This window comes from Pseudomonas sp. JE3303, from assembly GCF_056312565.1.
Window position 1 is genome coordinate 705,097 of sequence record NZ_JBWGIF010000001.1, and the last position, 26,185, is coordinate 731,281.

Here is a 26,185-nt window from a genome sequence, read left to right on the forward strand (position 1 = left end):
GCGCGAGGCTAGTGCGTGACGAATCGCTGATGCAACGGCGAACTGTGCGGCGTCAAGGCCAGCGCCAGTTGCGTGCGGTTGTGCATATGGGTCAGCCGCAACACTTGCGACACATACAGCTTGACGGTGTTCTCGGTGATCCCCAGCTCGCAGGCGATCTGATAGTTGGTCTTGCCCTGGCTGACCAACTTGGCCACCTCAAGCTGCCGCGGAGAGAGCTTGTCGAACATCTCCGGAAGCTTATCGTCCGCCACCACAGGCACCACATCGGTTGCCCGCCGGTAGGGGCCTTGGCCCCGGGCTTTTTCCAGGTCGTGATAAAGGCCATCTACGGAGTCGGCCAAGTCTTGCAGTCGCTGATTGAGCGTGCCGAGCTCTTCGAGATTGCGTTGGCGCTCCTGCAGCGCCGCTTCCTGGCGCTGCACCGCTTGAAGCAGCTCGGCCAGCGCGACGGGTTTTTCGTAGCAGTCGGAAAATCCTTCACGCATCGCGCGGATCACATCGCGCTTGTTGGCATGAGCGGTCAGCATGATCGTCTGGAAAGGACGCTGCGGGCCAGCGATGCCCTTGAGCGCGCGGACCAGGTCGATACCGTCAAGCCCAGGCATCCGCAATTCGCACAACACCAGGCCAATCGCCGCTTCGCTCTGGAAACGCTCAATGGCATCGACACTTGAATGCGCAGCGATGCAAAGGTAACCGCTGGCTTCAAGAAACTCGCACACTCCTTGCACGGCTTCCGGCTGGTCATCGACGACCAGGATATTGACGGCATTGTTGGTTCCGTTCACGTGCAACTCCCTTTGTAAACAGCCTGGCTCCCGTAGCCAGACGGGCTGGCTGCTGAAACGGTAGTCGCAATTCGCGACGCTGTACATGATGCGTACAGCTATTCGACCGCAGGCATGCTCAATGGATCCATACAGATGCCAGAAGAAACCCAACCAGTACATAGGGCGCGAAAGGCTGCTTGTTGGTGGCATCCTCGGCAAGCTTTTCCAGGCGTTTTCTTACCTTCAGGTTGAGCTTGGACCACAGCCAGCGTTTGCCGGCCATCCAGACCAGCACCGATACACCGGCACCGATGAATGTCCCCAGCACATGATGATGGTCAGTGGCCAGGGCCAGCGCGGCGAGCAATTTGACGTCATCCGCGCCGAAGCGCCCAAGCATGCACCCGGGCAGCGTCAGCGCCATGACTATCACCAGCGCCCAGCCGGCGTCCTCGGGCTCGGAACCGATCCAGGTGTGACCGGTGGCGAACAACCAGGCCAGCGCGCAGGCCGCGCCGCCGATCGTGAGAGTGTTGGCAATCTGCCGTTCACGGATATCTTGTTCGGTGCACAAGGCAAGCCACAGCAGGAGAACAATGCTTTGCATTGGCAAGTCGCCATCCCTGTTCGTTGAAGGAAACCACGCTGTCGGTCAGGTTCCCTGTCAGGGTAGACGCGAACTTGCAAGCGAGCCTGCAAGGACGGCAAAAACGTCTCGCGCCAACCTGGCCAGGCTTCAACGTGGCGGATAGTTCCCCATCAACTGTGACACCGTCTCCTGGATCGCCGTGCTGCGCTCCTGCGGGCTGGGCGGGTAGTTGTTCATGACCTGCTCGGCGCTGCCGCGCCAGACCAGCTTGCCGTCATGGCCGTCGAACAGGTCGACCTGGATGGTCGCGACCTTGTAGTCGACGCTGCGGGTCTCGTTGTACATCGGCCCGCCCCAGTAGCCTCCCCAGTAACCACCCCAGGCGCCACCGTAATTGGTGGTGATCTGCTGCTGGCGCTGCTCGACGATCAGGTAGGTGCGCACTCTGACATCGGCGTGGGCGCTGCCCTGTGCAGGGCGCAGGCCGCGCTGGTCGAGCTGACCCTCCACTGCCTGTCGGATGCGCTGCTCGGTGAGATCGCTCTTGATGCGGGGATCATCCGGCCGATACTGCAATGCCGGCTCCTGCCAGGCCCAGCTGCGGTAGGCGGCGAAATCACGACTGGCGTCGAAGTCCTGGGTGACATTGTTGCTCGAACAGGCCGCGAGCATCAGCGTGAGGCTAAGCACAACGTGTCGGCGCAACATGATGGTTCTCCTGGAACGTTAGCTGGGAGGGTAGCCGCTCAGGGCTTTGTTCACGGATTCGCGCAGGGCGTTCTCGCGTTCGCGGGCCGAGTCCTTGCTGCTGCCGCTTTCAGCGCTGGCGCTCCACACCGGCTGGCCGTCGCGGGCATCGAACAGATCAATGCGCACCACCATGACCTCGACCTCATAGGTGCGCACGATCGGGACACTGCCGTAGGCGCCGTAGCCATTGTGGTAGCCGCCATAGCCGACGCCGCCGTAGGGGTAGCCACCATAGGGGTAGCCGCCATAATCATAGTCGCGCACCTGCCGCACGCGGCGCTCGAGGCGCAGGTCTGCGCTGACCAGCAGATCAGCGTCCGCGCCGCGTGCCGGGCGCAGGCCATGCTGGTCGAGGCCATTGCTGATGGCATCGGCCAGTTGCGCAGGATCAGCCGTCGCCGTGCCAGGCGGCAGTTGGCCGTCGCGCCAGCTCCAGCTGCGGTAGCGTCCATAGTCACGTGGCGTTGCCGGATAGGCACTGGCGTCGAAGGTCTGCGCGGCCTGCGGGGGCGCAGGCGGCAACGGCCGGGAGCTGGCAACGTAGGGATTGGAGCCCTGGCAGCCGGCCAGGGCCAGGACGCACAGGGCCAGGAGCAATCTTTGATACGGCATGTGTTCCTCCCGGCGGGTGAGGTCAACGCGGTCGGCAGATCCAGTGCAGGTAGCGGCCCAGGCCGGCGAAGGCCGGATGGCGACGATGGGCCAGCTCCATTTCCAGCAGGTCGGCAAGTTGGGCCTTGGCCTGGAACTCGCGCGGCATGTAGTCGTGAAACACCCGCACACCGCTTTCCTTTTCGACATGCCAGATGGGTTCAAGTTGCGCCCGCAACTCTCGCGGATCAAGCGGTTTCTGCGGGGTCAGGCTTTGCTTTTCGCCAGCCAGGCTGTCGCTGCGCAGCTTGCGCAGGTGCCCCTTGAGCAGGTTGCGGTAGACCAGCGCGTCGCGGTTGTAGAAGGCCAGCGACAGCCAGCCATCCGGGCGTGTGAGCTGGTGAAGCGCCGGCAGGATGGTCTCGGGCTCGGCCAGCCATTCCAGCACCGCATGGCAGATCACCAGGTCGTAGGGCTCGGTAAGCTGGCCGGGCAGGTCCTGCCATGGCGCCTGGATGAACGTCGCCTGTTGCCCGGCTTCGGCAAAGCGCGCGCGGGCGCCGTCCAGCATGGGCGCCGCGGGTTCGGCGAGGGTCACCTGATGGCCGCGCTCGGCCAGCCACAGCGACATGTGGCCCAGGCCCGCGCCGACGTCGAGGACGCGCAGCCCTGTGCCTGGCAGTAACTCGGCAAGGTCGGCCTGCAGCACCTCCAGGCGGATTGCGCCCTTGGCCCCGCCATAGATCTTCTGGGCGAAGCGGCTGGCCAGTTCATCGAAATGCCGGTCGTTCATCGGGCGAAGCGCCTTTCGCTGTCGGCCAGTTTGGCCCGCACCACCTGCTCCATGTCCAGGCCCAGTTCGCTGCACAGCAGCAGCAGGTAGAGCACCACATCGCCGACTTCCTGGCCTGCGTGGGCGAGTTGCTCGGGCGGTAGCTGGCGCGACTGGTCTTCGCTGAGCCACTGGAAGATTTCCACAAGCTCGGCCATTTCGACGCTGGCGGCCATGGCCAGGTTCTTGGGACTGTGGAAGCCGCGCCACTCGTTGGTGTCGCGGATCTGGTGCAGGCGTTGGGTGAGTTCTTGCAGGTTCATCGGGGCTCTCCTGGAAGCGCATAGCTTCGGGGGAGCGGGGATGCAAAGCAAGAGCGGCACAGGGCCGCTCCTGCAACGGGCTGAGCTACAGCGCTCGCCAGCCTCCCACCATATGCTCGATCCCATCGTGCCCTTCCAGCCGCAGCTTCCCCTCGGAGCCCGCCTCGCGGGCCTTGAGGATCACCTCGCTGGGCAGCCGTACCGGTTTGCGAAAACCTGACTCGAAGGCATAGCCGCTGGCCGGCAGATGACCGCGCAAGGCCGCCAGGGCCATGGCCTGGGTCCACATGCCATGGGCAATCGCCCGCGGGAAACCGAACAGCCGGGCGCTGGCGCCACTGAGATGGATCGGGTTGTAGTCGCCGCAGACCTTGGCATAACGCCGGCCAATATCCGTGTCGGCGTACCAGCGGGTCAGTTCGGCCAGATCCTCCGGCTGATCCTCGAGTGGTTCGCTGGCCGTGCCGTCCAGGCGCAGGCCGCGCACCAGCATGCGGCTGGTCTCGCTCCAGAGCAGGCCCAGGCCATCCTGCGCCTCGGTGATCAGTTCGAAGGTGCCGCCCTTGGCGTGGGGCTGCAGGTTATCGGTGCGGACCGTGAAACGCAGGCTGTCGATGCCGCCCAGAGGACGGTGTACGCGGATTTCGTTATCCAGGTGTACCAGTCCGAGCAGCGGGAAGGGAAAGTCATGGACCGTCAGCAGCTGCAACTGGAGAGTAAAGGCCATGACATGCGGGTAGGTGCCGGGCAGGCGGCCGTCATCGGTGAAGAGACACAGCTTGCGATAGGCCGCGAGATTGTCACGATCGACCCGCAGCATGCAGCGCAGACCCCGCGCAGGCAGTGTGCTGCCGGTGATCTTGCGCTTGCCGACTGCGCGCAGGTAAAGGCTGGCGCGCGATTCAGGGCTGTGCAGGTCGTGCCATTTACGGTCCATGTTCACGCCCCCATCACCGCCTGCCCGCAGATGCGCAGCACCTGCCCGTTGACCGCGCCGGAGCCCGGCTGGCCCAGCCAGGCCACGGCTTCGGCCACGTCCTGGGGCAATCCGCCCTGGCCCAGCGAACTCAGCCGCCGTCCTGCTTCGCGCAGGGACACGGGAATGGCGGCGGTCATGTGGGTCTCGATGAACCCGGGCGCGACGGCATTGATGCTGGCGCCGCGCTGGGCGAGCCTGGGCGCCCAGGCCTGGGCAAAACCAATCAGGCCTGACTTGCTCGCAGCGTAGTTGGACTGGCCTCGGTTGCCAGCGATGCCGCTGACCGAGGACAGCAGGATGATCCGCGCGCCGTCGTGCAGGGCGTTGCCGTCATACAGCGCCTGGGTCAGGCGCTGTGGGGCCTTGAGGTTGACCGCCATGACCGCGTCCCAGTATTCGGGGGTCATGTTGGCCAGGGTCTTGTCCCGGGTGATACCTGCATTGTGCACCACGATGTCGATTCCATCCGGCAAGGCAGCGAGCAGTTGCTCCGCGGCGTCGGCGGCGCAGATATCCAGCGCCAGACTGCGCCCGCCCAGGCGCGAGGCAAGTGCATCGAGATCAGACCGGGCCTGGGGCACGTCGAGCAGCACCACCTCGGCACCGTCCCGTGCCAGGGTCTCGGCGATGGACGCGCCGATGCCACGAGCGGCGCCGGTGACAAGCGCCCGGCGCCTGGCCAGGGGGCGCGTCCAGTCCTGTACCTGGTCGGCGCAGGCTTCCAGGCGCAGCACCTGGCCCGAGATGAACGCGCTCTTGGGCGACAGGAAAAAGCGCAGGGCGCCTTCGAGCTGGTCTTCGGCTTCAGGGCTGACATACAGCAGCTGCACGGTGGCGCCGTTGCGCAGCTCCTTGCCCAGTGACCGGCTGAAGCCTTCGAGCGCGCGCTGGGCGACGCTGGCCAGCGGGTCTTCGAGTTGTTCAGGTGCCCGGCCGAGAATGACCACGTGGGCGCTGGAGGCCAGGCTGCGCAGCAGCGGCTGGAAAAATTCGCGCAACTGCGAAAGCTCGTCGGTGTCGGAAAGGTGACTGGCATCGAACACCACGGCCTTGACCTTGGGTCCCAGGCCCGCCACCCAGGGCGGCGATTGCAGGCCTTGACCCGCGAAGCCGTAGGGCTCGTCGGTCAGGCGTTGGGCGAAACCTTCGACCTTGTTGGCCAGCGGGCCGCCGCCCAGCAGCAGGGGCCCCTCCACCGGACGCAGGCGGCCCGCTTGCCAGCGCTCGAGATGCGCGGGGCGGGGCAGGCCGACGGCATCGACCAGGCGCCGGCCGAGGTTGGAGTTGGCAAAGCCGAGATAACGATCGCTCATGTACGGTTCTCCCTGATGGCAAGCATGCAAGTGTGGACCAACTTTGCATCACGGTCGTTCGGATGCGAAAAAAACACCTAGGCTGTACGAATCATTGATAGCAGGAGGACATCACATGCGTCCAACGCGCCGGGTCGCGATCATAGGCGGCAATCGAATACCCTTCGCTCGTTCCAACGGCGCCTACTCCACTGCCAGCAACCAGGCGATGCTCACCGCAACCCTTGAAGGCCTGATCGAGCGCTACGGCCTGCATGGCGTGCGCCTGGGCGAGATGGTGGCGGGCGCAGTGCTCAAGCACACGCGCGACATGAGCCTTGCCCGTGAATGCGTGCTGGGCTCGCGGCTATCGCCGCAGACCCCGGCCTACGACCTCCAGCAGGCCTGTGGCACGGGTTTGGAGGCCACCTTGCTGGCGGCCAACAAGATCGCCCTCGGGCAGATCGACAGCGCCATTGCCGGAGGCGTCGACACCACTTCCGACGCGCCGATAGCGGTCAACGAAGGCCTGCGTCACCTGTTGCTCGAAGCCAACCGTGGCAAGTCCACGGGAGAGCGCCTCAAGCCATTCATCAAGTTGCGTCCCGCTCACCTCAAGCCCGAGCTGCCGCGGGTTGCCGAAGCGCGTACGGGTCTGTCGATGGGCGATCACTGCGAGTTCATGGCCCAGGCCTGGCAGATCCCCCGCGCCGAGCAGGACGAACTGGCCCTGCTCAGCCACCAGAATCTGGCGGCGTCCTATGCCGAAGGCTGGCATGACGACCTGGTGACGCCCTACCTGGGCCTGAACCGAGACAACACCCTGCGCGCCGACCTGACCCTGGACAAGCTGGCCAAGCTCAAGCCGGCCTTCGAGCGCAGTGAGAAGGGCACACTTACCCCCGGCAACTCCACCCCCCTGACCGACGGCGCCTCGCTGGTGCTGCTGGGCAGCGAGGACTGGGCCCGCGAGCGCGAGCTGCCGGTGCTGGCGTACCTGGTCGACGGCGAGACCGCGGCGGTGGACTTTGTCAAAGGCCAGGAAGGGCTGCTGATGGCACCTGTCTACGCCGTGCCGCGGTTGCTGGCGCGTAATGGACTGACTCTGCAGGACTTCGATTACTACGAGATCCACGAAGCGTTCGCCGCCCAGGTGTTGTGCACGCTCAAGGCCTGGGAAGACCCTGAGTACTGCCGCACCCACCTGGGGCTGGACGCGCCGCTGGGAGCGATCGACCGCAGCAAGCTGAACGTCAAGGGCAGCTCGCTGGCGGCGGGGCACCCGTTCGCCGCGACGGGCGGACGCATCGTGGCCAACCTTGCCAAGCTGCTGGACCAGGCAGGGAAGGGACGCGGGTTGATCTCGATGTGCGCCGCCGGCGGGCAGGGGGTCACGGTCATTCTCGAACGATAGGCCGCAGGCCGGGCGGCCTGCGGCGGCCATGGTCAGGTCCGGAAGCGCCGCACCAGGTTGTCCAGCTCGTTCGACAAACCCGCCAGGCTCTGTGAGTCCTGGCGCGCGGCGGTGGCCAGTTCGGCGACAAGCTGAGCATCGCCGTGGATCTGGCTGATGTGACGGTTGATATCCTCGGCGACCTGGTGCTGTTCTTCGGCGGCCGTGGCGATCTGGGTGTTCATGTCGCGGATGATGTCCACCGACTCGCGGATCTGCCCGAAGCTGTCGCGCGCCAGGCCAATGCGGCTCACCGACTGCTGCGAGACCTCAAGGCTTGCGTGCATCTGATCGGCCACCTGGGCGGTGCGTGAGGCGAGATTGCCGAGCAGCCCGTCGATCTCGGCGGTGGAGTCAGCCGTGCGCTTGGCCAAGGCCCGGACCTCGTCGGCGACCACGGCAAAGCCCCGGCCCTGCTCCCCGGCGCGGGCTGCTTCGATGGCGGCGTTGAGCGCCAGCAAGTTGGTCTGCTCGGCGATCGAGCGAATGGTGCCAAGGATCGACTGGATGGCGTTGCTGTCGCGCTCCAGTTGCTGGATCGACTGGGCCGACTGCTCGATCTCCTGGCTCAGGCGGTCGACGCTCTGCACGGCGGCATCGATCTGCTGCTGGCCTTCACGGGCCTGCTGCTGGCCGCTGTCGGCGGACTCCGCCGCCTGGCTGCACGAGCGAGCCACTTCGTTGGCGGTGGCGACCATTTCATGGAAAGCGGTGGAGACCATGTCCACGGCCTCGCGTTGACGCCCGGCCGCTTGCGCCATGTCGCCAGAGACCCGGGTGGAACTGGCTGACGTATCGAGGATCTGGTTGGCCGCCTGGCCGATATTCTGGATCAGGCTGCGGATGGCGCCGAGGAACTGGTTGAACCAGCTGGCCAGTTGCGCGGTTTCATCGCGTCCGCGCACATCGAGGTTGCGGGTCAGATCGCCTTCACCTTGGGCAATGCCTTCCAGCCCACTGGTCACACTGTTGATGGGGCGAACGATGACCTTGGCGAAGGCGGCGCCTACAAGGGCGAACACTGCAGCGAGGACCAGAGCGATGATGCCGATCAGCCAGGTCAGGCGCGTGGTGCTCTGCATCACTTCTTCCTGCTGGATCAGGCCGATGAAGGTCCAGCCCAGGCTGTCGTCCGGATAGACGTTGGCCATGTAGCGCTGGCCGTCGAGTTCGACTTCGACAAGGCCTTTTCCGGCCTTGGCCAGCGCGTCATAGCCAGGTCCAAAGCTTGCGAGCTGCTTGAAGTTGTGGCTGGCATCGCGCGGATCGACCATCACGTTGCCGTTTTTCTCCACCAGCATCAGGTAGCCGCTTTCCCCCAGCTTGATCTGCTTGACGATCTCGGTCAGGCCATTGAGCGACACATCGATGTTCACCACACCGCCTGGGCTGCCCAGGGAGTTGGCGACTGTGCGCACGGTGCTGATCAGCACGGTATCGTCGGCGGCCCAGTAGTAGGCGCCGGTGCGCACGGTCTTGCCCGGGTTGGCCATGGCCAGCTGGTACCAGGGGCGTTGCCGCGGGTCGTAGTTGGAGAACTTCTGTCCGGCGGGCCAGGTGACATAGCCGCCGTCGAGCACGCCGTACGACAGGTAGGCGTAGCCAGGATGGGTTTGTGCAAGCCGGGTGAAGAAGTCCAGCACTTGCGTGTCCTGTTCCCCAAGCTCGCTGGACACGTCGGCACCGAGGTATTTGTTGAGATTGCCGGTGTTGGCGATCAAGGGCTGCGCGGCAAGGTAATCGACATTCTGGTCGATGGCCTTGAAGAACAGGTTCATGGCATTGGCGACCTGGCGGATCTCCCTGCTGCTGTTGTCCAGGAAGTCGTCACGGGCTTCGCCGCGCAGGTTGATAACCACCAGGGTGGCTACCAGGACTATGGGCAGGCCAGCTATCACGGCAAAGGCCCACGTCAGTTTTTGCTTGATGTTCATCCACGCTCCCGGAAATTTTGTTTTTGTCACATTGAGGCAGGTGATAAAGGCATCGGCCGGGGCGGGCGTTTTTGTAGGTCAGGATATGTATTTATTGGATTTACGGGTTGCAGCAACTCTTTCCGCTGGCCAGGTCCTTGAGAATCGGGCAATCCGGCCGGTCGTCCCCTTGGCAATGGGCGACCAGCTCGCTCAGCGTGTCACGCAGGCTCACCAGTTCCTCGATCCGACGGTTCAGTTCGCCGATGTGCTGGGTGGCCAGCTCTTTGACGTCGGCGCTGGCGCGCTGGCGGTCCTGCCACAAGGTAAGCAGGCGAGCAACTTCCTCCAGGGAAAACCCAAGGTCGCGGGAGCGTTTGATGAAAGCCAGACTGTGCAGGTCTTCGGGCTGATAGAGGCGGTAGCCGCTGTCGGTGCGCGTGGCCGGGCGCAACAGGCCGATCGCCTCGTAGTAACGGATCATCTTGGCGCTGAGCCCGCTTTGCCGGGCGGCTTGACCGATGTTCATGGGATCTCCTGATGCTGCGTGGGTTTCCAGGTTTTCAGCCACAGGGCGTTGCTCACCACGCTGACGCTCGACAGGGCCATGGCCGCGCCGGCCAGCACCGGGTTGAGATAGCCCAGGGCAGCCAGCGGGATGCCTATGAGGTTGTAGATGAACGCCCAGAACAGGTTCTGACGGATTTTCGCGTAGGTCTTGCGGCTGATTTCCAGGGCGGCGGGCACCAGCCGTGGGTCACCGCGCATCAGTGTGATACCGGCTGCCTGCATGGCCACGTCGGTGCCGCCACCCATGGCAATGCCGATATCAGCCGCGGCCAGGGCAGGGGCGTCGTTTATGCCATCCCCGACCATGGCGACCACGCCGGTCTGTTTCAGGACCGCGACGGTGGCGGCCTTGTCGGCCGGCAATACTTCGGCGTGGACATCGTCGATGCCCAGCGCCTGCGCGACTACCTTGGCGCTGCCGCGGTTGTCGCCGGTCAGCAGGTGGCTGCTGATGCCGTTGGCGCGCAATTGGTCGATGGCCTGGCCGGCTCCAGGCTTGAGGGTGTCACCAAAGGCAAAGAGGCCCAGCACCCGGGCATGCGGTGCACGCTCGATCAGCCATGAGAGGGTGCGCCCTTCAGCTTCCCAGGCCTGAGCCGTGGCTGCGAGCTCACCTTCCTGCAAGCCGCTTTCGGCCAGCAGGCGATGGTTGCCCAGCGCCAGGTCGCGCTCCTCCAGGCGCCCGGCAATGCCCCTGCCCGTCAGTGACTGGCTGGCACTCACCGTTGGAACTTGCAGACGTTGCTCGCCACAGGCGTCCAGTACGGCCTTGGCCAGAGGGTGTTCGCTGCCCCGCTGCAGGGCGCCTGCCAGTTGCAGCAGCCGCGCAGCGTCACCAACCACGGCCTGGCTGTGAACGATGCGCGGGCTGCCGGAAGTGAGGGTGCCGGTCTTGTCGAACACCACCCGGTTTACGGCGTGGGCGCGTTCCAGTGCCTCGGCGTCCTTGATCAGGATGCCGTGGCGCGCCGCAACGCCGGTACCCGCCATGATTGCCGTGGGGGTTGCCAGGCCCAAGGCGCAGGGGCAGGCGATGACCAGTACAGCGACGGCATTGATCAGTGCCGTGGCCGCAGGTGCCCCCGTCATCCACCAGCCCACCAGGGTGATCAGCGCCAGCACCAGCACGGCCGGGACGAATACCTGGCTGACCCGGTCGACCAGCTTCTGGATTGGCGCTTTGGCGGCCTGGGCGTCCTCGACCAGCCGGATGATGCGCGCCAGTACGGTCTCGGTGCCCAATGCCAGGGTCCGCACCAGCAGCGGGCCTTCGCCGTTGATCGCGCCCCCGGTGACCGGATCTCCGGCCTGCTTGGCTACGGGCAGGCTTTCGCCGGTGATCAGGGCTTCGTCTGCATGGCTGTTGCCTTCGAGCACCTGCCCATCGACCGGGAAGCGCTCGCCCGGCTTGACCAGCACCTGGTCACCCAGGCGCAGCAGGCTGATCGGCACGTCTTCCTCGCGCCCGTCCATCACCCGCAAGGCGCGCTCGGGGCGCAGTGCCTCGAGGGCGCGGATGGCGCTGGCGGTCTGGCGCTTGGCGCGGCTTTCCAGGTATTTGCCCAACAGCACCAAGGCGATCACGACGGCCGAGGCCTCGAAGTACAGCTGAGGCATGCTCCCCGCGTCTGCCATGGCCCATTGATAAAGGCTCAGCCCATAGCCGGCGCTGGTACCCAGGGCCACCAGCAAGTCCATGTTGCCGGAGCCGGCCCGCACGGCCTTGAAGGCAGCGCTATAAAAGCGTGCTCCCAGAATGAACTGCACAGGCGTCGCGAGCACGAACTGCGTCCAGGCGGGCAGCATCCAGTGAACACCGAACGGCTGCAGAAGCATCGGCAGCACAAGCGGCAGGGCCAGCAGCAGTGCGGCAATGACGGCCAGGCGCTCGTGCTGCAGGCGGCGATGGGCGGCGGCGGCCCCGTCGTTGGCGGCCGCGGGCAGACGAGCGCTGTAGCCGGCGCGCTCCACGGCCTGTACCAGCTCGCTGTCATCGATGCTGCCCAGTGCCTGGATATGCGCGCGTTCGTTGGCAAGATTGACGCTGACCTGCTGCACGCCCGGCAATTTGCCGAGGGCACGCTCGACGCGGCCAGCGCAGCTGGCGCAGGTCATGCCGCCGATCAGCAGCTCGAGATGGATGGATGCGGGCATGGCTTACCTCCTTGGACAGGCCTCCAGCATCAACCTTGCCATGCTGGCAAGGTCAATAGCCCAGAACGACGCGCTTCAACGTGAGGCCGGCGTGGTCCATGGCGATGCGGTATTTGTTGATCTCCCCCGCCTGCAGATTCAGCCGCATGTTGTGCTGGTTCTCGAGGCCAGGGCGGCAGCCGGGAGCCTGGCCCGGCAGCAGGCGCAAGCGCACGTCCACGGGGCCGGGCGGCAGGTTGAACGAGGTCGACTGTTCCTGGAACAACCGGCCGGAAAGCTGATCGTTGAGGTAGACGCCGATTTCGCAGCTGGTCGCCACTTCGAGGCGTTCCCGCGAAATGATCAGCACGCTGTAATCCGAATTGCCTTCGGCACTGGCCGACGGCACCACCGCCAGTGCACCCAGCAATCCGGCAAGGCCCAATGCTGTCCTGACCATGAAATATCTCCTGCTAGCCAAATCGTCAAAGGCGCAGCTTGGCCGACCCTCGCCCGGATTTCCAGCCCAAGCGCTTGACCTTGCCGTGGTGGCAAGGTTGAAACTTGGGGAAAAACCACCAGGAGAGCGTTCCAATGCAGGTATTCACTGTACAAGGCATGACGTGTGGCCATTGCTCGAAAGCGGTAACCCAGGCTGTCCAGGCACTGGATGCCCAGGCGCAGATCAAGGTTGACCTGGCGGGCAAGCAGGTGAGCGTTGAAAGTGGACTGGGAACGGAGCAGATCCTGGAAGCCATCCGGGAAGAGGGTTACGAAGCGCAGGCCCTGTGAGCTTGATGTAATTGTTGCAAAGGTTTTCCGCGAGAACCCATGGGCAGGTAAACTAGGCAGCTTGCTTAGCCTGCTATGGATTCTTCATGAACCTGCGAATGCTCCTGATCCTCGGCGCCTTGAGTGCGTTCGGGCCGTTGGCGATCGACTTCTACCTGCCCGCCTTCCCGGCCATGGCGCAGGCGTTCGTCACTGACGAGAAACACGTCCAGACCACCCTGGCTGCCTACTTCCTTGGCCTGTCCATCGGCCAGCTCGCGTATGGGCCGGTTGCCGACCGATTCGGGCGGCGCCTGCCGCTGCTCTTCGGGGTCGGCCTGTTTACCCTGGCATCGGTGGCCTGCGCCTACGCGCCGAGCCTGGATGCGTTGATTGTTGCGCGCTTCGTCCAGGCCTTGGGCGGCTGCGCAGGCATGGTGCTGTCGCGGGCGATCGTCAGCGACAGATGCGACGCGGTGGCCTCGGCCAAAGTGTTCTCGCAACTGATGCTGGTGATGGGCCTGGCGCCAATCCTGGCGCCGATGCTCGGCGGCGTGCTGGTCAACGTCGGCGGCTGGCAGTCGATCTTCCTCGTCCTGAGCCTGTTCAGCGCCCTCTGCCTGGTCGCGGTTGGCCTGGGCCTGCCGGAGAGCCTGCCGGCCCATCAGCCCCGGCAACCTTTGTCTGGCGCCCTGCGCTCGTATGGGCGGTTGCTGGGAGATCGTGTGTTCCTGGGCCATGCCCTGACGGGGGGTATCGCCATGGCGGGGATGTTTGCCTACATCGCAGGTTCACCCTTTGTCTTCATCAAACTCTACGGCGTGCCGGCCGAGCACTATGGCTGGCTGTTCGGCGCAAACGCGGCGGGCTTCATTCTCGTGGCCCAGGTCAATGCGCGGCTGCTGGCCAAGCGCGGCCCGGCCTGGCTGCTGGTGCGTGCGGTGTGGTTCTACCTGGCGGCTGGCGTGGCGCTGATGGCGGTGGCTTCCATGCGTCCGACGCAGCTGTGGCCGCTGCTGGTGCCACTGTTCGTCTGCATCGCGAGCCTTGGTTGCATCATTCCCAATGCCTCCGCTTGTGCCATGAATGGGCAGGGCGCGCGGGCGGGGAGCGCGTCAGCGCTGCTCGGATGCCTGCAGTTCAGCGTCGCCGCGGGCGCGGCGGCACTCGTAGGCGTGTTGCACGACGGCAGCGCTGTGCCGATGACGCTGGTCATCAGCCTGTGTGGTGCGTTGGTGGTTGGCGTGGCATTGCTGACCCGCCGATTACAGCTCAGCCGGTCTGCCTGAGCACATGGGGCGCGTGCAAGCGGCTCTGCAACGTGGCCGCGAAGCTGCGCGCCTCGGCCTCGCTGCGGAAACTCACCACGTGCTGATCGAGCTGGACTTGCCACGGGCACTTGGGATTACGGTTCGACGCACTGACGACAATTTTCATCGTGGGCTGCCTCCGGTTAGCGAGCGCTGATCAATTGTAGCGCTGCCATTGCACGGTGGTATGACTGCCGACATTCTCCTGACTGACGGTCACGCGGGACTGCGTGCAATCTGGTCACTTCAAATTTTCTCCCTGACGTACGCCGTGTTTGCCGCTAACAGGGGCAAAAGGCAGGTGGGCCCGAGGAATCTTCGCTTTTTCTTGCCTTCCTTTTTTTCCCTCGGCGTCGGCGTTGTCCTACGCAGCTAGCTGCGCCGTGGCTTGCCCAAGAGGCTTTTTCCATCCGTGAAGCGGGGGTGTTGTGCTGATGAGGCGGGCAAGACCCAACGTCCGGCGCGCTGCATTGACGGTCGTCAAAGGTAGCCGACCCTCGGTATCTCACTTCCCAGAGGCAGCCGATACGCGGCTTATACTGCGCTCGGCAGCGGTGCCAGCGAGAGATGCTTCCATGCCAAGGGACAGCGAGGTCTCTGATGCGGTTGACCGCAGCGCCTGCCTGAAACCATGCCAGGCCCGATTCCGGGGCCACGCGCGGGTGCTTCGCGACGCATGCTGCCCACACGCTCAGTCAACCGATTCCAGACGTGATCTCGCAGGGAGTAGAGATATGAAAGCTGTCACCAGTATCAGTCAGATCGCAGGCCTGCTGGCCGACCCCAAACGCTGTGCCATGCTATGGGCGCTGATTGACGGCTCGGCGCGCCGCGCCGACGAGATCGCGGTCATGACCGGCCTGACCTGTTCGTCTGCCTGCGCGCACCTCTCACTGTTGTCGGCAGGGGGCTTGCTGCGCCTGGAAGCCCGGGGCCGCAAGCGCTACTTTCGCCTGGCCAATCCGGAGATCGGCGCGGCGGTCGAAGCGCTGGCAAGCGTACAGATCGAGGTGCGCAGCCCCAAGGGCGGCGGCACGGTGCTGGCACCCTTGAACATTCCCTTCTCGATGCGCAGGGCACGGCGGTGTGGGGATCACCTGGGCGGTGAGCTGGCGGCCGACCTCTACCAGCGGCTGCTGGAAGCGGGCTGGCTCGTGAGCAATGACGGCCACACGGTGGTGAGTGTCGTGGGGCGCGACGCCCTGGCAGGCATAGGCTTCTACATCGATGCCCTGGCGCCGGGACAGCAGAGCCATTGCGTGACCTGCAATTGCTGCAGCGAATGGACGGACAGACGCCCACACCTGGGCGGCAGCCTGGGCCTTGGCCTGTTCAAGCTGTTTCTGCAATCAGGCTGGATCCGCGAGCAAAAAAACTCGCGTGCCTTGCAGATCAGCGCGGCCGGGTTGGGTCATATCAACCGCATTGCCCGGCCGGCACTGATGTCTGCGCTCGTCTAGCGCAACCAAGGGTCACTTGACCAGGCGTGCGTCCAGGCTGTTCTGTGCCAGGCGGCGCGCCTGATCCTCGGTCATGCCCAGGTGGGTGTGAAGCGCGTGGAAGTTCTCCGTGACATAGCCGCCGAAGTAGGCCGGATCGTCGGAGTTGACGGTCACCTTCACGCCACGCTCGAGCATGTCGAGGATGTTGTGCTGGCCCATGTGCTCGAACACGCAGAGCTTGGTGTTGGAAAGCGGGCAGACGGTCAACGGGATCTGCTCGTCTATGATTCGCTGCATCAGGCGTTCGTCCTCGATGGCGCGCACGCCGTGGTCGATGCGCTGGATCTTCAGCAGGTCAAGGGCTTCCCATATGTATTCGGGCGGGCCTTCTTCGCCAGCGTGGGCAACGGTCAGGAAACCCTCGCCGCGGGCACGGTCGAACACGCGCTTGAACTTGCTTGGCGGATGGCCTTTCTCGGAACTGTCCAGGCCCACGGCAACGAAGGCATCGCGGAAGGGCAGGGCCTGGTCGAGGGTTTTCTGGGCTTCGTCTTCGCTGAGGTGACGCAGGAAGCTCAGGATCAGGCCGCTGCCGATGCCCAGCTGCTCGCGGCCATCCTTGAGGGCCTGGTTGATGCCATTGAGCACCACCTCGAAGGGCACCCCACGGTCGGTGTGGGTCTGCGGGTCGAAGAAGGGTTCGGTATGAATGACGTTCTGCGCCTTGCAGCGTTGCAGGTAGGCCCAGGTCAGGTCATAGAAGTCCTGCTCGGTGCGCAGCACGTCCGCCCCACGATAGTACAGGTCGAGAAACTCCTGCAGGTTGTTGAAGGCGTAGGCGCCGCGCAGTGTTTCGACGTCTGCCCAGGGCAGGGCGATCTTGTTGCGTTCAGCCAGGGCGAACAGCAGCTCGGGCTCGAGCGAGCCCTCGAGGTGCAGGTGCAGTTCGGCCTTTGGCAGGGCATTTAGCCAATCGTACATGGTGTTGAAATCTCGATCAGGAACGGTTGCGGCCATTCTACTAGAGGTTGCCCGGAAAGCGGGCACCGGCCGCCCGGAACCCTGGGGTTGCCGCCGCAGTCCCTATCCTGGATCTGGAGGACGCTCAATGCTCGAATTACTGAAACAGGAAAGATTTCTGCTGCTGGCGATCATCCTCGCCGTCGTCGCCTGGCCCCTTGAGCCGCAGCTGGTCGGACACGGCCATGGCATGGCGCTGTTGGCCGGCGTGGTGCTGGTGGCAGCCATCGTCTTCGCGTCGATGCGCGTGGCGCACCACGCGGAGGTGCTCGCCGAGCGGGTAGGTGACCCCTACGGGACCATGATCCTGACCCTCTCCGCCGTGCTGGTGGAGGTGTTGATCCTGGCGATCATGATGAGCAACCAGGCCTCGCCGACGTTGGTGCGCGACACCATCTACTCGGCGGTGATGCTCGATATCAACGGCATTCTGGGCCTGGCCGCGCTCATGGGCGGGCTCAAGCATGGCGAGCAGTCGTACAACGATGATTCGGCGCGTACCTACAGCGTGATGATCATGACCGCCGTGGGCGTTTCGATGGTAGTGCCGGAGTTTATCCCCAAGGGAGACTGGAAGCTGTATTCAGGCTTCACTATCGCCGCGATGCTGGTGCTCTACGCGCTGTTCCTGCGTATGCAGGTCGGTCCGCACAGCTATTTCTTCAGCTACAGCTACCCGGAGAAAAAGCGCCGGGCTCCGCAGGAGCCCGGCCCCGTGGACAGCAAGACGCGGTCCATCGCGATCCTGGTGGGCGGTGTAGTGGTCATCGGCGTACTGGCCGAGGTGATGTCGCAAGCGCTCGAGTACGGCCTGGAAGGGAGCGGCGCACCTCCCGTGCTGATGGCGATCGTGGTCGCGGCGATTTCCGCTGCGCCCGAGATCCTCACGGCCCTGCGCGCGGCGCTGGCCAACCGCATGCAGTCGGTGGTCAACATCGCGCTTGGCGCCTCGCTGTCGACGGTCATCCTTACCGTACCGCTGATGGAGGCGATGGCGCTATACACCGGCCAGCCCTTCCAGATGGCCATGACGCCGGTGCAGACAGTGATGATCTTCATTACCCTGATCGTCTGCGCCATCAACCTCAACGATGGGGAGACCAACGCGATCGAGGGCATGACCCACTTCGTGCTGTTCGCCACCTTCATCATGCTGGCCATGCTCGGGCTGTAAGTCTCAGCCTGCGACCAGTTGGGCCGCAGCCTGGCGGTGGTCGGCGATCAGGCCCTTGATGTCCAGGCCTTCGATCTGCCCATCGATGACCCGCCACTCGCCGCCGACCATCACCCGGTCGGCGCGGTCGGCGCCGCAGAGCAGCAAGGCCGACAGCGGGTCGTGGCTACCTGAGAAGCGCAGTTCATCGAGCTTGAACAGCGCCAGGTCGGCCTGCTTGCCCACTGCCAGTTCACCGATGTCCTGGCGGCCGAGCAACTTCGCCGAGCCGCGGGTCGCCCAGCCAAGCGCCCGCTCTGGGGTAATCTGCTCGGCGCCGAAGCGCAGGCGTTGCAGGTACAAGGCCTGGCGCGCCTCAAGGATCATGTTTGAGGCGTCGTTGGAGGCAGAGCCGTCGACTCCCAGGCCGACCGTCGCACCGGCGGCTTCAAGGTCCACGGTAGGGCAGATACCCGACGCCAGGCGCATGTTCGAGCTTGGGCAATGGCAGATACCCGTGCCGGCCGCGCCCAGGCGGGCGATTTCATCGGGGTTGAAATGAATGCCATGGGCCAGCCAGGTACGTGGCCCGAGCCAGCCGACGCTGTCGAGGTAGTCAACGGTGCGCAGGCCGAAGCGCTGCAGGCAGAAATCTTCTTCATCGAGGGTTTCGGCGAGGTGGGTATGAAGGCGTACGTCTAGCTGTTCGGCCAGGGCGGCGCTATCGCGCATGATCTGCGGGGTCACCGAGAAGGGTGAGCAGGGCGCCAGGGCAATCTGGATGCGCGCGCCGTCGCCGCGCTCGTGGTAGCTGTGGATAAGCCGCTGGCTATCGGCGAGGATCACCTCGCCCTGCTGCACGGTCTGCTGCGGCGGCAGGCCACCGTCGGCTTCGCCCAGGCTCATCGAACCCCGGGTGAGCATGGCGCGCATCCCGAGCGCGCGCACGCTCTCGACCTGCACGTCGATGGCGTTGTCCAGGCCTTCGGGAAAGAGGTAATGATGGTCCGCCGCGGTAGTGCAGCCGGACAGCAACAGCTCGGCCAGCGCTACGCGGGACGCCAGCTCGAGCTTGGCTGGAGTCAGGCGTGCCCAGACCGGGTACAGCGTCTTGAGCCAGGGGAACAGTGGCTGATTGACGACCGGGCCCCATGCACGGGTGAGGGTCTGGTAGAAGTGATGGTGGGTGTTGATCAGCCCGGGCAAGACTACGTGCTCACGAGTGTCGAAGACTTGCGCGACAGCGGCGCTGGGGCTTTGGCCCTGGGCCAGGAGTTCACTGATACGGCCGTCTTCGATGACCAGCCCGCCACGGGCGTCGAGGCTATTGGCGGTGAAGATGGCGAGGGGGTTTTTCAACCAGATGCGGGTCGCAGGCATGGTGCCGGCTCCTCTGAAAGTGGGTTCAGGTAAGCCAGCTCAGTGTTGCCCTGTCTGCTGATCCAGGTCCGCCGCGGGGGCGAGGCACCGAGTCTACTGCCTCGCCGGGCGGCTTTCAATTCACCAGGTGAGGGCTTCACCTTTGTAATTGATGAAGCGAAGGCCACCATTGCCGCTCTGCGCCTTGATCTGTTCAAGCATGCCACGGGTGCTGGTGAGCACATCGATCTCGGCGTTTTCACCGCCCATGTCAGTCTTTACCCAGCCCGGGTGCATGGCAAGTACGCAGAGGTCGGGACGCTGCAGTTGTACGACGAAGCTGTTGATCATCGAGTTGAGCGCCGCCTTGCTGGCCTTGTACAGGCAGACCTCGACGCCATCGGGGATGGCCACGCTGCCAAGGATGGAACTCATGAACGCCAGCACGCCACTGCCTTCGCGGACCTGGCCCACCAGGCGCTGGGCGACGCGTATTGGCGCCACCGAGTTGGTCATGAACAGGTCGCCGACGTCCTTGAGTTGCGCAACCTCAGGATCCTGTGGATGAGGGCCCATCACCCCGGCGTTGACGAATACCAGGTCGAAGACTTCGCCTTGCAGGCGGCTCTGCAGGGCGTCGAGCTGGGCGCTGTTGTTCATGTCGAGAGTTTCGATGCGCACGCCGGCCTCGTCGCAGAGCTTGCCGGGACTGTGCTGGTCACGCACGGTGGCGGTGACCTGCCAGCCGTCTTCACGCAGGCGTTGCACCAGGCCAAGGCCCAGACCGCGGGATGCACCAATGATCAGGGCGGTTTTGGAAGACATGAGGGCAGTCCTTGAGTAGGTGGGAGGGGAGTTGAGCATAGTGCAGAGCAGGGACAGCAATCCACGCGCTGGTGGATTTGATCAAAAAACGAACAGTTCGGCCGGAGCCCAGCGCTGTCAGGGCCTGACGCGATGGCTAACGGGTTATCCACAGGGTGCTCCACAGGAACTGTGCGCAAGCATATGGAGTTGTAAATGCCACGTGGCCGCCGTTCTCGAGGCTGGAATGCTGGGGATAACTTGACGGTATTCAATCAGTTGACGCGCGGTCATCAAACTGTGATCAAAATATGATCAGAGGTCTGTAGGGCGCGCCGTCAAAGGCCTGCAAGGGTATGCCCCAAGCTTATCCACAGGCAGGCCCACAGTAGTTGTGGGCAAGAGTCAGCGGGATTCCAGTCGTATGCGACCGCGGCTAAGGTCCGCCAGTTGCTGTTGCAGGGTTTGAAGGTGTGCCAGGCCGATCGCCAATGTGAGGTCGACGCCGTTGGACGTGAACTGTTCGTCCAGTACGCGTCCATCGATTTCGGCCAGACGCAGCTTGAGCAGGGCCAGCTCGCTGAAGGTACAGCTGCAGGTGAATTCGCTGCGCTCCACCAACTCCCGCCTTGGCGCCTGCTGCAGGCACTTGTTGGCGCCGCCGCCGTAGGCCCGCGCCAGACCGCCCGTTCCAAGCTGGATACCGCCGTACCAGCGGATCACCAATACCACGACCTGGTCAAAGCCTTGTGCCTCGATGGCGGCCAGGATAGGCCGCCCTGCGGTACCGCCAGGCTCACCGTCGTCGTTGCTGCGGTATTGGCCGCCGAGCTTCCAGGCCCAGCAGTTGTGGGTGGCGGCAAGGTCGCTGTGGCGCTCGATGAATGCTGTTGCCTCGGCGGCACTGTCGATCGGGCCGGCCAGGGTAATGAAACGGCTCTTGCGAATCTCTTCGCGGTATTCGCACAGGTCGAGCAGGGTAGAAGGCATAAGTCCGGTTCAGGCGGGCGGGGTCAGGCCGCAGCCCTTGAGAATGATGTGGATAAGATTGCGGCTCGCATCTTCCATGTCCTGCTTGGTGAGGCGGCTGCGGCCAGTGACTTGGCAGATCTGCGTGGCGAAGTCGGCATAGTGCTGGGTGCTGCCCCAGAGCAGGAAGATGAAGTGCACGGGGTCGACCCGGTCCATCTTGCCAGCGTCCATCCAGGCTTCGAACACCGCCGCGCGGCCACGGAACCAGTCGCGATAGTCGGCGCTGAAGTACTCGCTCAGGCATTGTCCGCCGCTGATCACTTCCATTGCGAAAATGCGTGATGCCTGTGGATTGCGCCGGGAAAACTCCATCTTGGTGCGAATGTACTGGCTCAGCGCCTGGGCGGGATCGTCATCCACGCTCAGGGCATTGAAAGTGCTGTCCCACAGCTCGATGATGTTGCTCAGCACGGCGATATACAGGCCGAGCTTGTTGGTGAAGTAGTAGTGCAGGTTGGCCTTGGGCAACCCGGCCTTCAGCGCGATGGTCTTCATGCTGGTGCCCTTGAAACCATGGCGGGCGAACTCGTCTTCGGCGGCCTGGATGATGGCCTGTTCGTTTTTCTGACGGATTCGGCCGGCGGGCTTGCCCGAGGAGGGGATGCGATGCGCAGGGACTTCAAGGGTCATGGACGGATTCCGGACGGTCAGTGGCAACGAGTGCCGACAGATTACCTGCCTGGGGCGCAGTGACAAGTCTTAGCGCGTGGCAGCCAGGCTTTCGAGAAAACTTTCCAGCACCAGATTGGGTCTGCGGCCCTTTCGCGTTACCCAGCTCAGCCCCAGGTCATAGAAGCGCTGGGTGGGCTTGAGCGCGCGCAGGCGGCCTTGCTGAACCCAGGCGTTGGCATAGTGGTCGGGCAGGTAACCAATGTAGCGGCCGGTCAGGATCAGAAACGCCATGCCTTCCCGGTCTGAGGCGCTGGCGGTGCAGTGCAGGGCCTGATAGTGCGCTTGAATGTCGGCCGGCAGGCGGAAGGAAGGAGCTATGGCGTCCTGGGCATTGAGGCGCTCGTCGTCGATCTGCCGGTCATCGGCGTAGAACAGCGGATGGCCGACCGCGCAGTAGAGCAGCGAGCGCTCGCTGTACAACGGTTGGTATTCAAGCCCCGACAGCAGGCTGGCCTGCGGCACGACGCCAACATGCAGGCTGCCATCGAGCACGCCCTGCTCGACCCGGCTGGGGGCAATCATGCGGATCTGGATGCGCACATCAGGACCGCGGTCCTTGAGTTCAGCCAAGGCATGAGTGATGCGCATGTGGGGGAGGGTCACCAGGTTATCGGTCAGGCCGATGTTCAACTCGCCGCGCAGGTGCTGGTGCAGGCCGTTGACCTCGGTACGAAAGGTCTCCAGGGCACTTAGCAACTGCAGGGCCGACTGATAGACGTCGCGGCCTTCCTCCGTCAGCGAAAAGCCCGCGCGCCCGCGCTGGCAGAGACGCAGGCCAATTCGCTGCTCGAGGTCGCTCATCTGTTGGCTGATGGCCGAGCGGCCGATGCCCAATACGTTTTCCGCCGCCGAGAAGCCGCCACATTCGACAACGCTGCGGTAGATCTTGAGTAGACGGATATCGAAATCGCTGACTTGTGCGAGAGGATCGGGACGACGGCTCATAGTTTAGTCCGCAGCTGACTGAAGATTAGAAAAGCAGGATTTTTCAAACTTTATCTCCATGCCAACGTAGCTGCAACAACACCCATCGTTGCCTAATCGTCTCGCGAGGAACCGCCCGATGAACATGCCTGAACCCGCTCACGCAGGGATAGCCAGCCAGCTCAAGCTGGACGCCCACTGGATGCCCTACACCGCGAACCGCAATTTCCAACGAGATCCGCGGCTGATCGTGGCGGCAGACGGCAGTTATCTGGTCGACGACAAGGGTCGCAGGATCTTCGATGCGCTGTCCGGGCTCTGGACCTGCGGCGCCGGGCATACCCGCAAGGAAATCCAGGAAGCCGTCGCCCGTCAGCTGGGCGTGCTGGACTACTCGCCAGCCTTCCAGTTCGGTCACCCGCTGTCGTTTCAGCTGGCCGAGAAGATCACTGAACTGACGCCGGGCAACCTCAATCACGTCTTCTATACCAACTCCGGCTCCGAATGTGCTGATACCGCGGTGAAGATGGTGCGTGCGTACTGGCGCCTGAAGGGTCAGGCCACCAAGACCAAGATGATCGGCCGCGCCCGTGGCTACCACGGCGTGAACATCGCGGGGACGAGCCTGGGCGGCGTCAACGGCAACCGCAAGATGTTTGGCCAGCTGCTGGATGTCGATCACCTGCCGCACACAGTGCTGCCGGGTAATGCCTTCACCCGGGGCATGCCGGAAGACGGTGGCATTGCCTTGGCCGATGAGATGCTCAAGTTGATCGAGCTGCACGATGCGTCGAACATCGCAGCGCTGATCGTCGAGCCGCTGGCAGGCTCCGCCGGTGTGCTGCCGCCGCCCAAGGGCTACCTTAAGCGCCTGCGTGAAATCTGCGATCAGCATAATATCCTGCTGATCTTCGACGAAGTCATCACCGGCTTCGGGCGCATGGGTGCCATGACCGGTGCCGAAGCTTTCGGCGTGACCCCGGACCTGATGTGCATTGCCAAGCAGGTTACCAACGGCGCCATCCCGATGGGTGCGGTGATCGCGAGCACCGAGATCTACCAGACCTTCATGAGCCAGCCAACGCCTGAGTACGCCGTGGAATTCCCGCACGGCTATACCTACTCGGCACACCCTGTCGCCTGTGCCGCCGGCATCGCTGCGCTGGACTTGCTGCAGAAAGAAAACCTTGTGCAGTCGGCCGCCGAACTGGCGCCGCACTTCGAGAACGTGCTGCACGGCATCAAGGGCACCAAGAACGTCATCGACATTCGCAACTACGGCCTGGCTGGGGCGATCCAGATCGCCCCGCGCGACGGCGACGCCATCGTACGTCCCTATGAGGCGGCGATGAAGCTTTGGCAAGCCGGCTTCTATGTCCGTTACGGTGGCGATACCCTGCAGTTCGGACCGACCTTCAATACGCACCCGCAAGAACTCGATCGCCTGTTCGACGCGGTGGGTGAGGCGCTGAACCAGATCGACTGATTTTCCTGACTTCGTCCGCAGGTGTGCGTGGGCACGCCTGCCTGATCCTCTTTATATGGAGTTCTGCATGAGCACTGTTCAGCACCTGATCCACGGCGAGCTAGTTTCCAAGGGTGAGCGCAGGGCCGACGTCTTCAATCCCGCCACTGGCCAGGCCATTCACCAGGTCGAGCTTGCCAGCCGGGCGACCGTGCAGTTGGCGATCGATTCCGCCAAGTCGGCGTTCCCTGCCTGGCGTAATACGCCGCCAGCCAAGCGCGCCCAGGTCATGTTCCGTTTCAAGCAACTGCTGGAGCAGCACGAGGCGCGAATCTCGCAGATGATCAGCGAGGAGCATGGCAAGACTTTGGAAGACGCGGCAGGTGAACTCAAGCGTGGCATCGAGAACGTGGAGTTCGCCTGCGCCGCGCCTGAGGTGCTGAAAGGCGAGTACAGCCGTAACGTCGGCCCGAACATCGATGCCTGGTCCGACTTCCAGCCGCTGGGCGTGGTTGCAGGTATCACGCCGTTCAACTTCCCGGCGATGGTGCCGCTGTGGATGTATCCACTGGCGATCGCCTGCGGAAACTGTTTCATCCTCAAGCCGTCCGAGCGCGATCCGAGCTCGACCCTTTATATAGCCCAGCTTCTGCAGGAAGCTGGCCTGCCCAAGGGCGTGCTGAACGTGGTGCACGGTGACAAGGAAGCCGTTGATGCGCTGATCGAGGCGCCTGAGGTAAAAGCGTTGAGCTTTGTAGGCTCGACGCCGATTGCCGAGTACATCTACGCCGAGGGTACCAAGCGCGGCAAGCGCGTGCAGGCCCTGGGCGGCGCCAAGAACCACGCGGTGCTGATGCCGGATGCCGATCTGGATAACGCTGTCAGTGCCCTGATGGGGGCGGCGTACGGTTCGTGCGGTGAGCGTTGCATGGCCATTTCGGTCGCTGTATGCGTGGGCGATCAGGTTGCCGATGCGCTGATCGCCAAGCTGCAGCCGCAGATCAAGGCGTTGAAGATTGGCGCGGGTACCCAATGTGGCCTGGACATGGGGCCCCTGGTGACTGCCGCCGCACGTGACAAGGTCGTGGGCTACATCGATGACGGTGTTGCCGCCGGCGCGCAATTGGTAGTCGATGGCCGGGGCCATCGTGTGAGTGGCTATGAGGACGGCTACTTCGTGGGCGGTACGCTGTTTGATCGCGTAACCCCTGAAATGCGCATCTACAAGGAAGAGATCTTCGGTCCGGTGCTGTGCGTGGTGCGGGTGAACAGCCTGGAAGCGGCCATGCAGCTGATCAACGATCATGAATACGGCAATGGGACGTGCATCTTTACCCGTGACGGTGAAGCGGCCCGCCTGTTCTGCGACGAGATCGAAGTGGGCATGGTAGGGGTCAACGTACCGCTGCCGGTTCCGGTCGCCTATCACAGCTTTGGCGGCTGGAAGCGATCCCTGTTCGGCGACCTGCATGCGTATGGCCCGGATGGCGTGCGCTTCTATACCCGCCGCAAGGCTATTACCCAGCGGTGGCCACAGCGCGCCAGCCATGAGGCTTCGCAGTTCGCGTTCCCAAGCTTGTAAGTGGTATCACTCAAGAGGCGGCCTGTTGGCCGCCTTTTTTACTTGCATCGAAAGTTACTGAAATAAAGGTTGACGGCGTTTCGAATCCCCTTATAATGCGCCCCACTTCCAGCGTAGTTGGAACGGAAAACTCCTTGAGAATCAACGAGTTGGATGTTCAGGACAGCAGCCGGAAGTGGCTCCGGTCGAAAGATCGGTAGCGGTGAAAAAGGTGGTTGACAGCAGATTGAAACGCTGTAGAATTCGCCTCCCGCTAGCAGTGATGCAGCGAGTCAAGTGTTTGAAGTTAAACAGCTTTCTGGTTAAAAACTTCAAAATAAACGCTTGACAGACACAGAGGAAAGCGTAGAATGCGCACCTCGGTTCAGCAAGCCAAGCGCTTCGGACCAACCGCTCTTTAACAATTGAATCAAGCAATTCGTGTGGGTGCTTGTGAGTACGGACTGATAGTCTGCAAGATTATCAGCATCACAAGTGACCACATGAGCAATCATAGTAGTCATTTGAGATTGC

General features: G+C 63.6%; 26 protein-coding genes and 2 pseudogenes. 7 read left to right on the forward strand and 21 right to left on the reverse strand.

The annotated features are described in order from the left end of the window. Positions 1-8: 8 nt before the first annotated feature. The 8 genes from AC0ZZU_RS03295 to AC0ZZU_RS03330 all read right to left on the reverse strand — a co-directional run bounded on the left by AC0ZZU_RS03295 (position 9) and on the right by AC0ZZU_RS03330 (position 6,090). Positions 9-791 (reverse strand): response regulator transcription factor, encoded by a 783-nt coding sequence (locus AC0ZZU_RS03295; RefSeq protein WP_476339049.1) that lies wholly within the window; start codon positions 789-791, stop codon positions 9-11. Between the two features lie 118 nt (positions 792-909). After that, positions 910-1,380, reverse strand: coding sequence for a prepilin peptidase (locus AC0ZZU_RS03300; protein WP_476339051.1), 471 nt, complete (start codon positions 1,378-1,380; stop codon positions 910-912). A gap of 129 nt (positions 1,381-1,509) precedes the next feature. Beyond that, entirely contained in the window at positions 1,510-2,070 is a 561-nt protein-coding gene (locus AC0ZZU_RS03305; RefSeq protein WP_476339053.1) for a DUF4136 domain-containing protein, read from the reverse strand. Between the two features lie 18 nt (positions 2,071-2,088). Beyond that, complete coding sequence (locus tag AC0ZZU_RS03310) at positions 2,089-2,724, reverse strand: DUF4136 domain-containing protein (protein ID WP_476339055.1); 636 nt, start codon at positions 2,722-2,724, stop codon at positions 2,089-2,091. 22 nt (positions 2,725-2,746) lie between these two features. Further along, positions 2,747-3,496 carry a methyltransferase domain-containing protein gene (locus AC0ZZU_RS03315; RefSeq protein WP_476339056.1) on the reverse strand — a complete coding sequence of 250 codons (750 nt, stop codon included), beginning with the start codon at positions 3,494-3,496 and terminating at the stop codon, positions 2,747-2,749. Next, a complete protein-coding gene (locus AC0ZZU_RS03320) occupies positions 3,493-3,798 on the reverse strand; it encodes a MazG-like family protein (RefSeq protein ID WP_476339058.1) in 306 nt (101 codons plus the stop codon). The genes AC0ZZU_RS03315 and AC0ZZU_RS03320 overlap by 4 nt, the downstream gene beginning before the upstream one ends. Positions 3,799-3,883: 85 nt before the next feature. Further along, positions 3,884-4,735 carry a MaoC family dehydratase gene (locus AC0ZZU_RS03325; protein WP_476339060.1) on the reverse strand — a complete coding sequence of 284 codons (852 nt, stop codon included), beginning with the start codon at positions 4,733-4,735 and terminating at the stop codon, positions 3,884-3,886. 2 nt (positions 4,736-4,737) lie between these two features. Beyond that, positions 4,738-6,090, reverse strand: a complete 1,353-nt coding sequence (locus tag AC0ZZU_RS03330; RefSeq protein ID WP_476339062.1) for a 3-oxoacyl-ACP reductase — start codon at positions 6,088-6,090, stop codon at positions 4,738-4,740. 115 nt (positions 6,091-6,205) lie between these two features. Between AC0ZZU_RS03330 and AC0ZZU_RS03335 the strand changes: the two genes are divergently transcribed. Further along, positions 6,206-7,483: an acetyl-CoA C-acetyltransferase gene (locus tag AC0ZZU_RS03335; protein ID WP_476339063.1), complete on the forward strand. Its 1,278-nt coding sequence runs from the start codon at positions 6,206-6,208 to the stop codon at positions 7,481-7,483. Between the two features lie 32 nt (positions 7,484-7,515). Here AC0ZZU_RS03335 and AC0ZZU_RS03340 read toward each other — a convergent pair whose 3' ends face one another. The 5 genes and pseudogenes from AC0ZZU_RS03340 to AC0ZZU_RS03360 all read right to left on the reverse strand — a co-directional run bounded on the left by AC0ZZU_RS03340 (position 7,516) and on the right by AC0ZZU_RS03360 (position 12,598). Next, positions 7,516-8,283, reverse strand: a complete 768-nt coding sequence (locus AC0ZZU_RS03340) for a methyl-accepting chemotaxis protein (RefSeq protein WP_476339127.1) — start codon at positions 8,281-8,283, stop codon at positions 7,516-7,518. Positions 8,284-8,373: 90 nt separating this feature from the next. Beyond that, positions 8,374-9,456: pseudogene (locus AC0ZZU_RS03345) on the reverse strand (cache domain-containing sensor histidine kinase); the annotation flags it as partial. 100 nt (positions 9,457-9,556) lie between these two features. Further along, on the reverse strand, positions 9,557-9,964 hold the full coding sequence (gene cueR / locus AC0ZZU_RS03350) for a Cu(I)-responsive transcriptional regulator (protein ID WP_476339064.1): 408 nt from the start codon (positions 9,962-9,964) through the stop codon (positions 9,557-9,559). Further along, positions 9,961-12,159, reverse strand: coding sequence for a heavy metal translocating P-type ATPase (locus tag AC0ZZU_RS03355; RefSeq protein WP_476339065.1), 2,199 nt, complete (start codon positions 12,157-12,159; stop codon positions 9,961-9,963). The genes cueR and AC0ZZU_RS03355 overlap by 4 nt, the downstream gene beginning before the upstream one ends. A 52-nt stretch (positions 12,160-12,211) precedes the next feature. Continuing rightward, on the reverse strand, positions 12,212-12,598 hold the full coding sequence (locus tag AC0ZZU_RS03360) for a hypothetical protein (protein ID WP_476339067.1): 387 nt from the start codon (positions 12,596-12,598) through the stop codon (positions 12,212-12,214). A 134-nt stretch (positions 12,599-12,732) separates the two neighbouring features. Here AC0ZZU_RS03360 and AC0ZZU_RS03365 point away from each other — a divergent pair, with 134 nt between their 5' ends. Both AC0ZZU_RS03365 and AC0ZZU_RS03370 read left to right on the forward strand, forming a co-directional pair. Next, positions 12,733-12,930, forward strand: coding sequence for a heavy-metal-associated domain-containing protein (locus AC0ZZU_RS03365; RefSeq protein WP_476339068.1), 198 nt, complete (start codon positions 12,733-12,735; stop codon positions 12,928-12,930). Between the two features lie 86 nt (positions 12,931-13,016). After that, the gene (locus AC0ZZU_RS03370) at positions 13,017-14,198 is read left to right on the forward strand and encodes a multidrug effflux MFS transporter (protein ID WP_476339069.1); all 1,182 of its coding nucleotides are present in this window, start codon (positions 13,017-13,019) and stop codon (positions 14,196-14,198) included. On the opposite strand, the gene AC0ZZU_RS03375 is transcribed toward AC0ZZU_RS03370, so the two are convergent. Continuing rightward, positions 14,182-14,346, reverse strand: a complete 165-nt coding sequence (locus AC0ZZU_RS03375) for a hypothetical protein (RefSeq protein ID WP_476339071.1) — start codon at positions 14,344-14,346, stop codon at positions 14,182-14,184. The genes AC0ZZU_RS03370 and AC0ZZU_RS03375 overlap by 17 nt on opposite strands. 607 nt (positions 14,347-14,953) lie before the next feature. On the opposite strand from AC0ZZU_RS03375, the gene AC0ZZU_RS03380 reads away from it, so the two are divergent. Continuing rightward, complete coding sequence (locus tag AC0ZZU_RS03380; RefSeq protein WP_476339072.1) at positions 14,954-15,679, forward strand: transcriptional regulator; 726 nt, start codon at positions 14,954-14,956, stop codon at positions 15,677-15,679. Positions 15,680-15,691: 12 nt separating this feature from the next. On the opposite strand, the gene AC0ZZU_RS03385 is transcribed toward AC0ZZU_RS03380, so the two are convergent. Continuing rightward, positions 15,692-16,642 carry an adenosine deaminase gene (locus AC0ZZU_RS03385; protein ID WP_476339073.1) on the reverse strand — a complete coding sequence of 317 codons (951 nt, stop codon included), beginning with the start codon at positions 16,640-16,642 and terminating at the stop codon, positions 15,692-15,694. Positions 16,643-16,769: 127 nt separating this feature from the next. Between AC0ZZU_RS03385 and AC0ZZU_RS03390 the strand changes: the two genes are divergently transcribed. After that, positions 16,770-17,855 carry a calcium:cation antiporter gene (locus AC0ZZU_RS03390; protein WP_476339074.1) on the forward strand — a complete coding sequence of 362 codons (1,086 nt, stop codon included), beginning with the start codon at positions 16,770-16,772 and terminating at the stop codon, positions 17,853-17,855. A gap of 3 nt (positions 17,856-17,858) precedes the next feature. Here the strand turns inward: AC0ZZU_RS03390 and AC0ZZU_RS03395 are convergent, their stop codons facing one another. From AC0ZZU_RS03395 to AC0ZZU_RS03415, 5 genes are all read right to left on the reverse strand, one after another. Continuing rightward, entirely contained in the window at positions 17,859-19,214 is a 1,356-nt protein-coding gene (locus AC0ZZU_RS03395) for an 8-oxoguanine deaminase (protein WP_476339075.1), read from the reverse strand. A gap of 120 nt (positions 19,215-19,334) precedes the next feature. Continuing rightward, positions 19,335-20,018 carry an SDR family oxidoreductase gene (locus AC0ZZU_RS03400; protein ID WP_476339076.1) on the reverse strand — a complete coding sequence of 228 codons (684 nt, stop codon included), beginning with the start codon at positions 20,016-20,018 and terminating at the stop codon, positions 19,335-19,337. Between the two features lie 384 nt (positions 20,019-20,402). Next, positions 20,403-20,987 carry an IMPACT family protein gene (locus AC0ZZU_RS03405; protein WP_476339078.1) on the reverse strand — a complete coding sequence of 195 codons (585 nt, stop codon included), beginning with the start codon at positions 20,985-20,987 and terminating at the stop codon, positions 20,403-20,405. Between the two features lie 9 nt (positions 20,988-20,996). Further along, positions 20,997-21,659 carry a TetR/AcrR family transcriptional regulator gene (locus AC0ZZU_RS03410; RefSeq protein ID WP_476339080.1) on the reverse strand — a complete coding sequence of 221 codons (663 nt, stop codon included), beginning with the start codon at positions 21,657-21,659 and terminating at the stop codon, positions 20,997-20,999. 69 nt (positions 21,660-21,728) lie between these two features. After that, entirely contained in the window at positions 21,729-22,646 is a 918-nt protein-coding gene (locus AC0ZZU_RS03415; RefSeq protein ID WP_476339082.1) for a LysR family transcriptional regulator, read from the reverse strand. Positions 22,647-22,764: 118 nt separating this feature from the next. Between AC0ZZU_RS03415 and aptA the strand changes: the two genes are divergently transcribed. Together aptA and AC0ZZU_RS03425 are read left to right on the forward strand one after the other, a co-directional pair. Next, positions 22,765-24,111, forward strand: a complete 1,347-nt coding sequence (gene aptA, locus AC0ZZU_RS03420) for an omega-aminotransferase AptA (protein ID WP_476339084.1) — start codon at positions 22,765-22,767, stop codon at positions 24,109-24,111. A 67-nt stretch (positions 24,112-24,178) separates the two neighbouring features. After that, positions 24,179-25,672, forward strand: coding sequence for a CoA-acylating methylmalonate-semialdehyde dehydrogenase (locus AC0ZZU_RS03425; protein ID WP_476339086.1), 1,494 nt, complete (start codon positions 24,179-24,181; stop codon positions 25,670-25,672). 311 nt (positions 25,673-25,983) lie between these two features. Here AC0ZZU_RS03425 and AC0ZZU_RS03430 read toward each other — a convergent pair. Then, positions 25,984-26,185, reverse strand: a pseudogene (locus tag AC0ZZU_RS03430) (hypothetical protein); the annotation flags it as partial.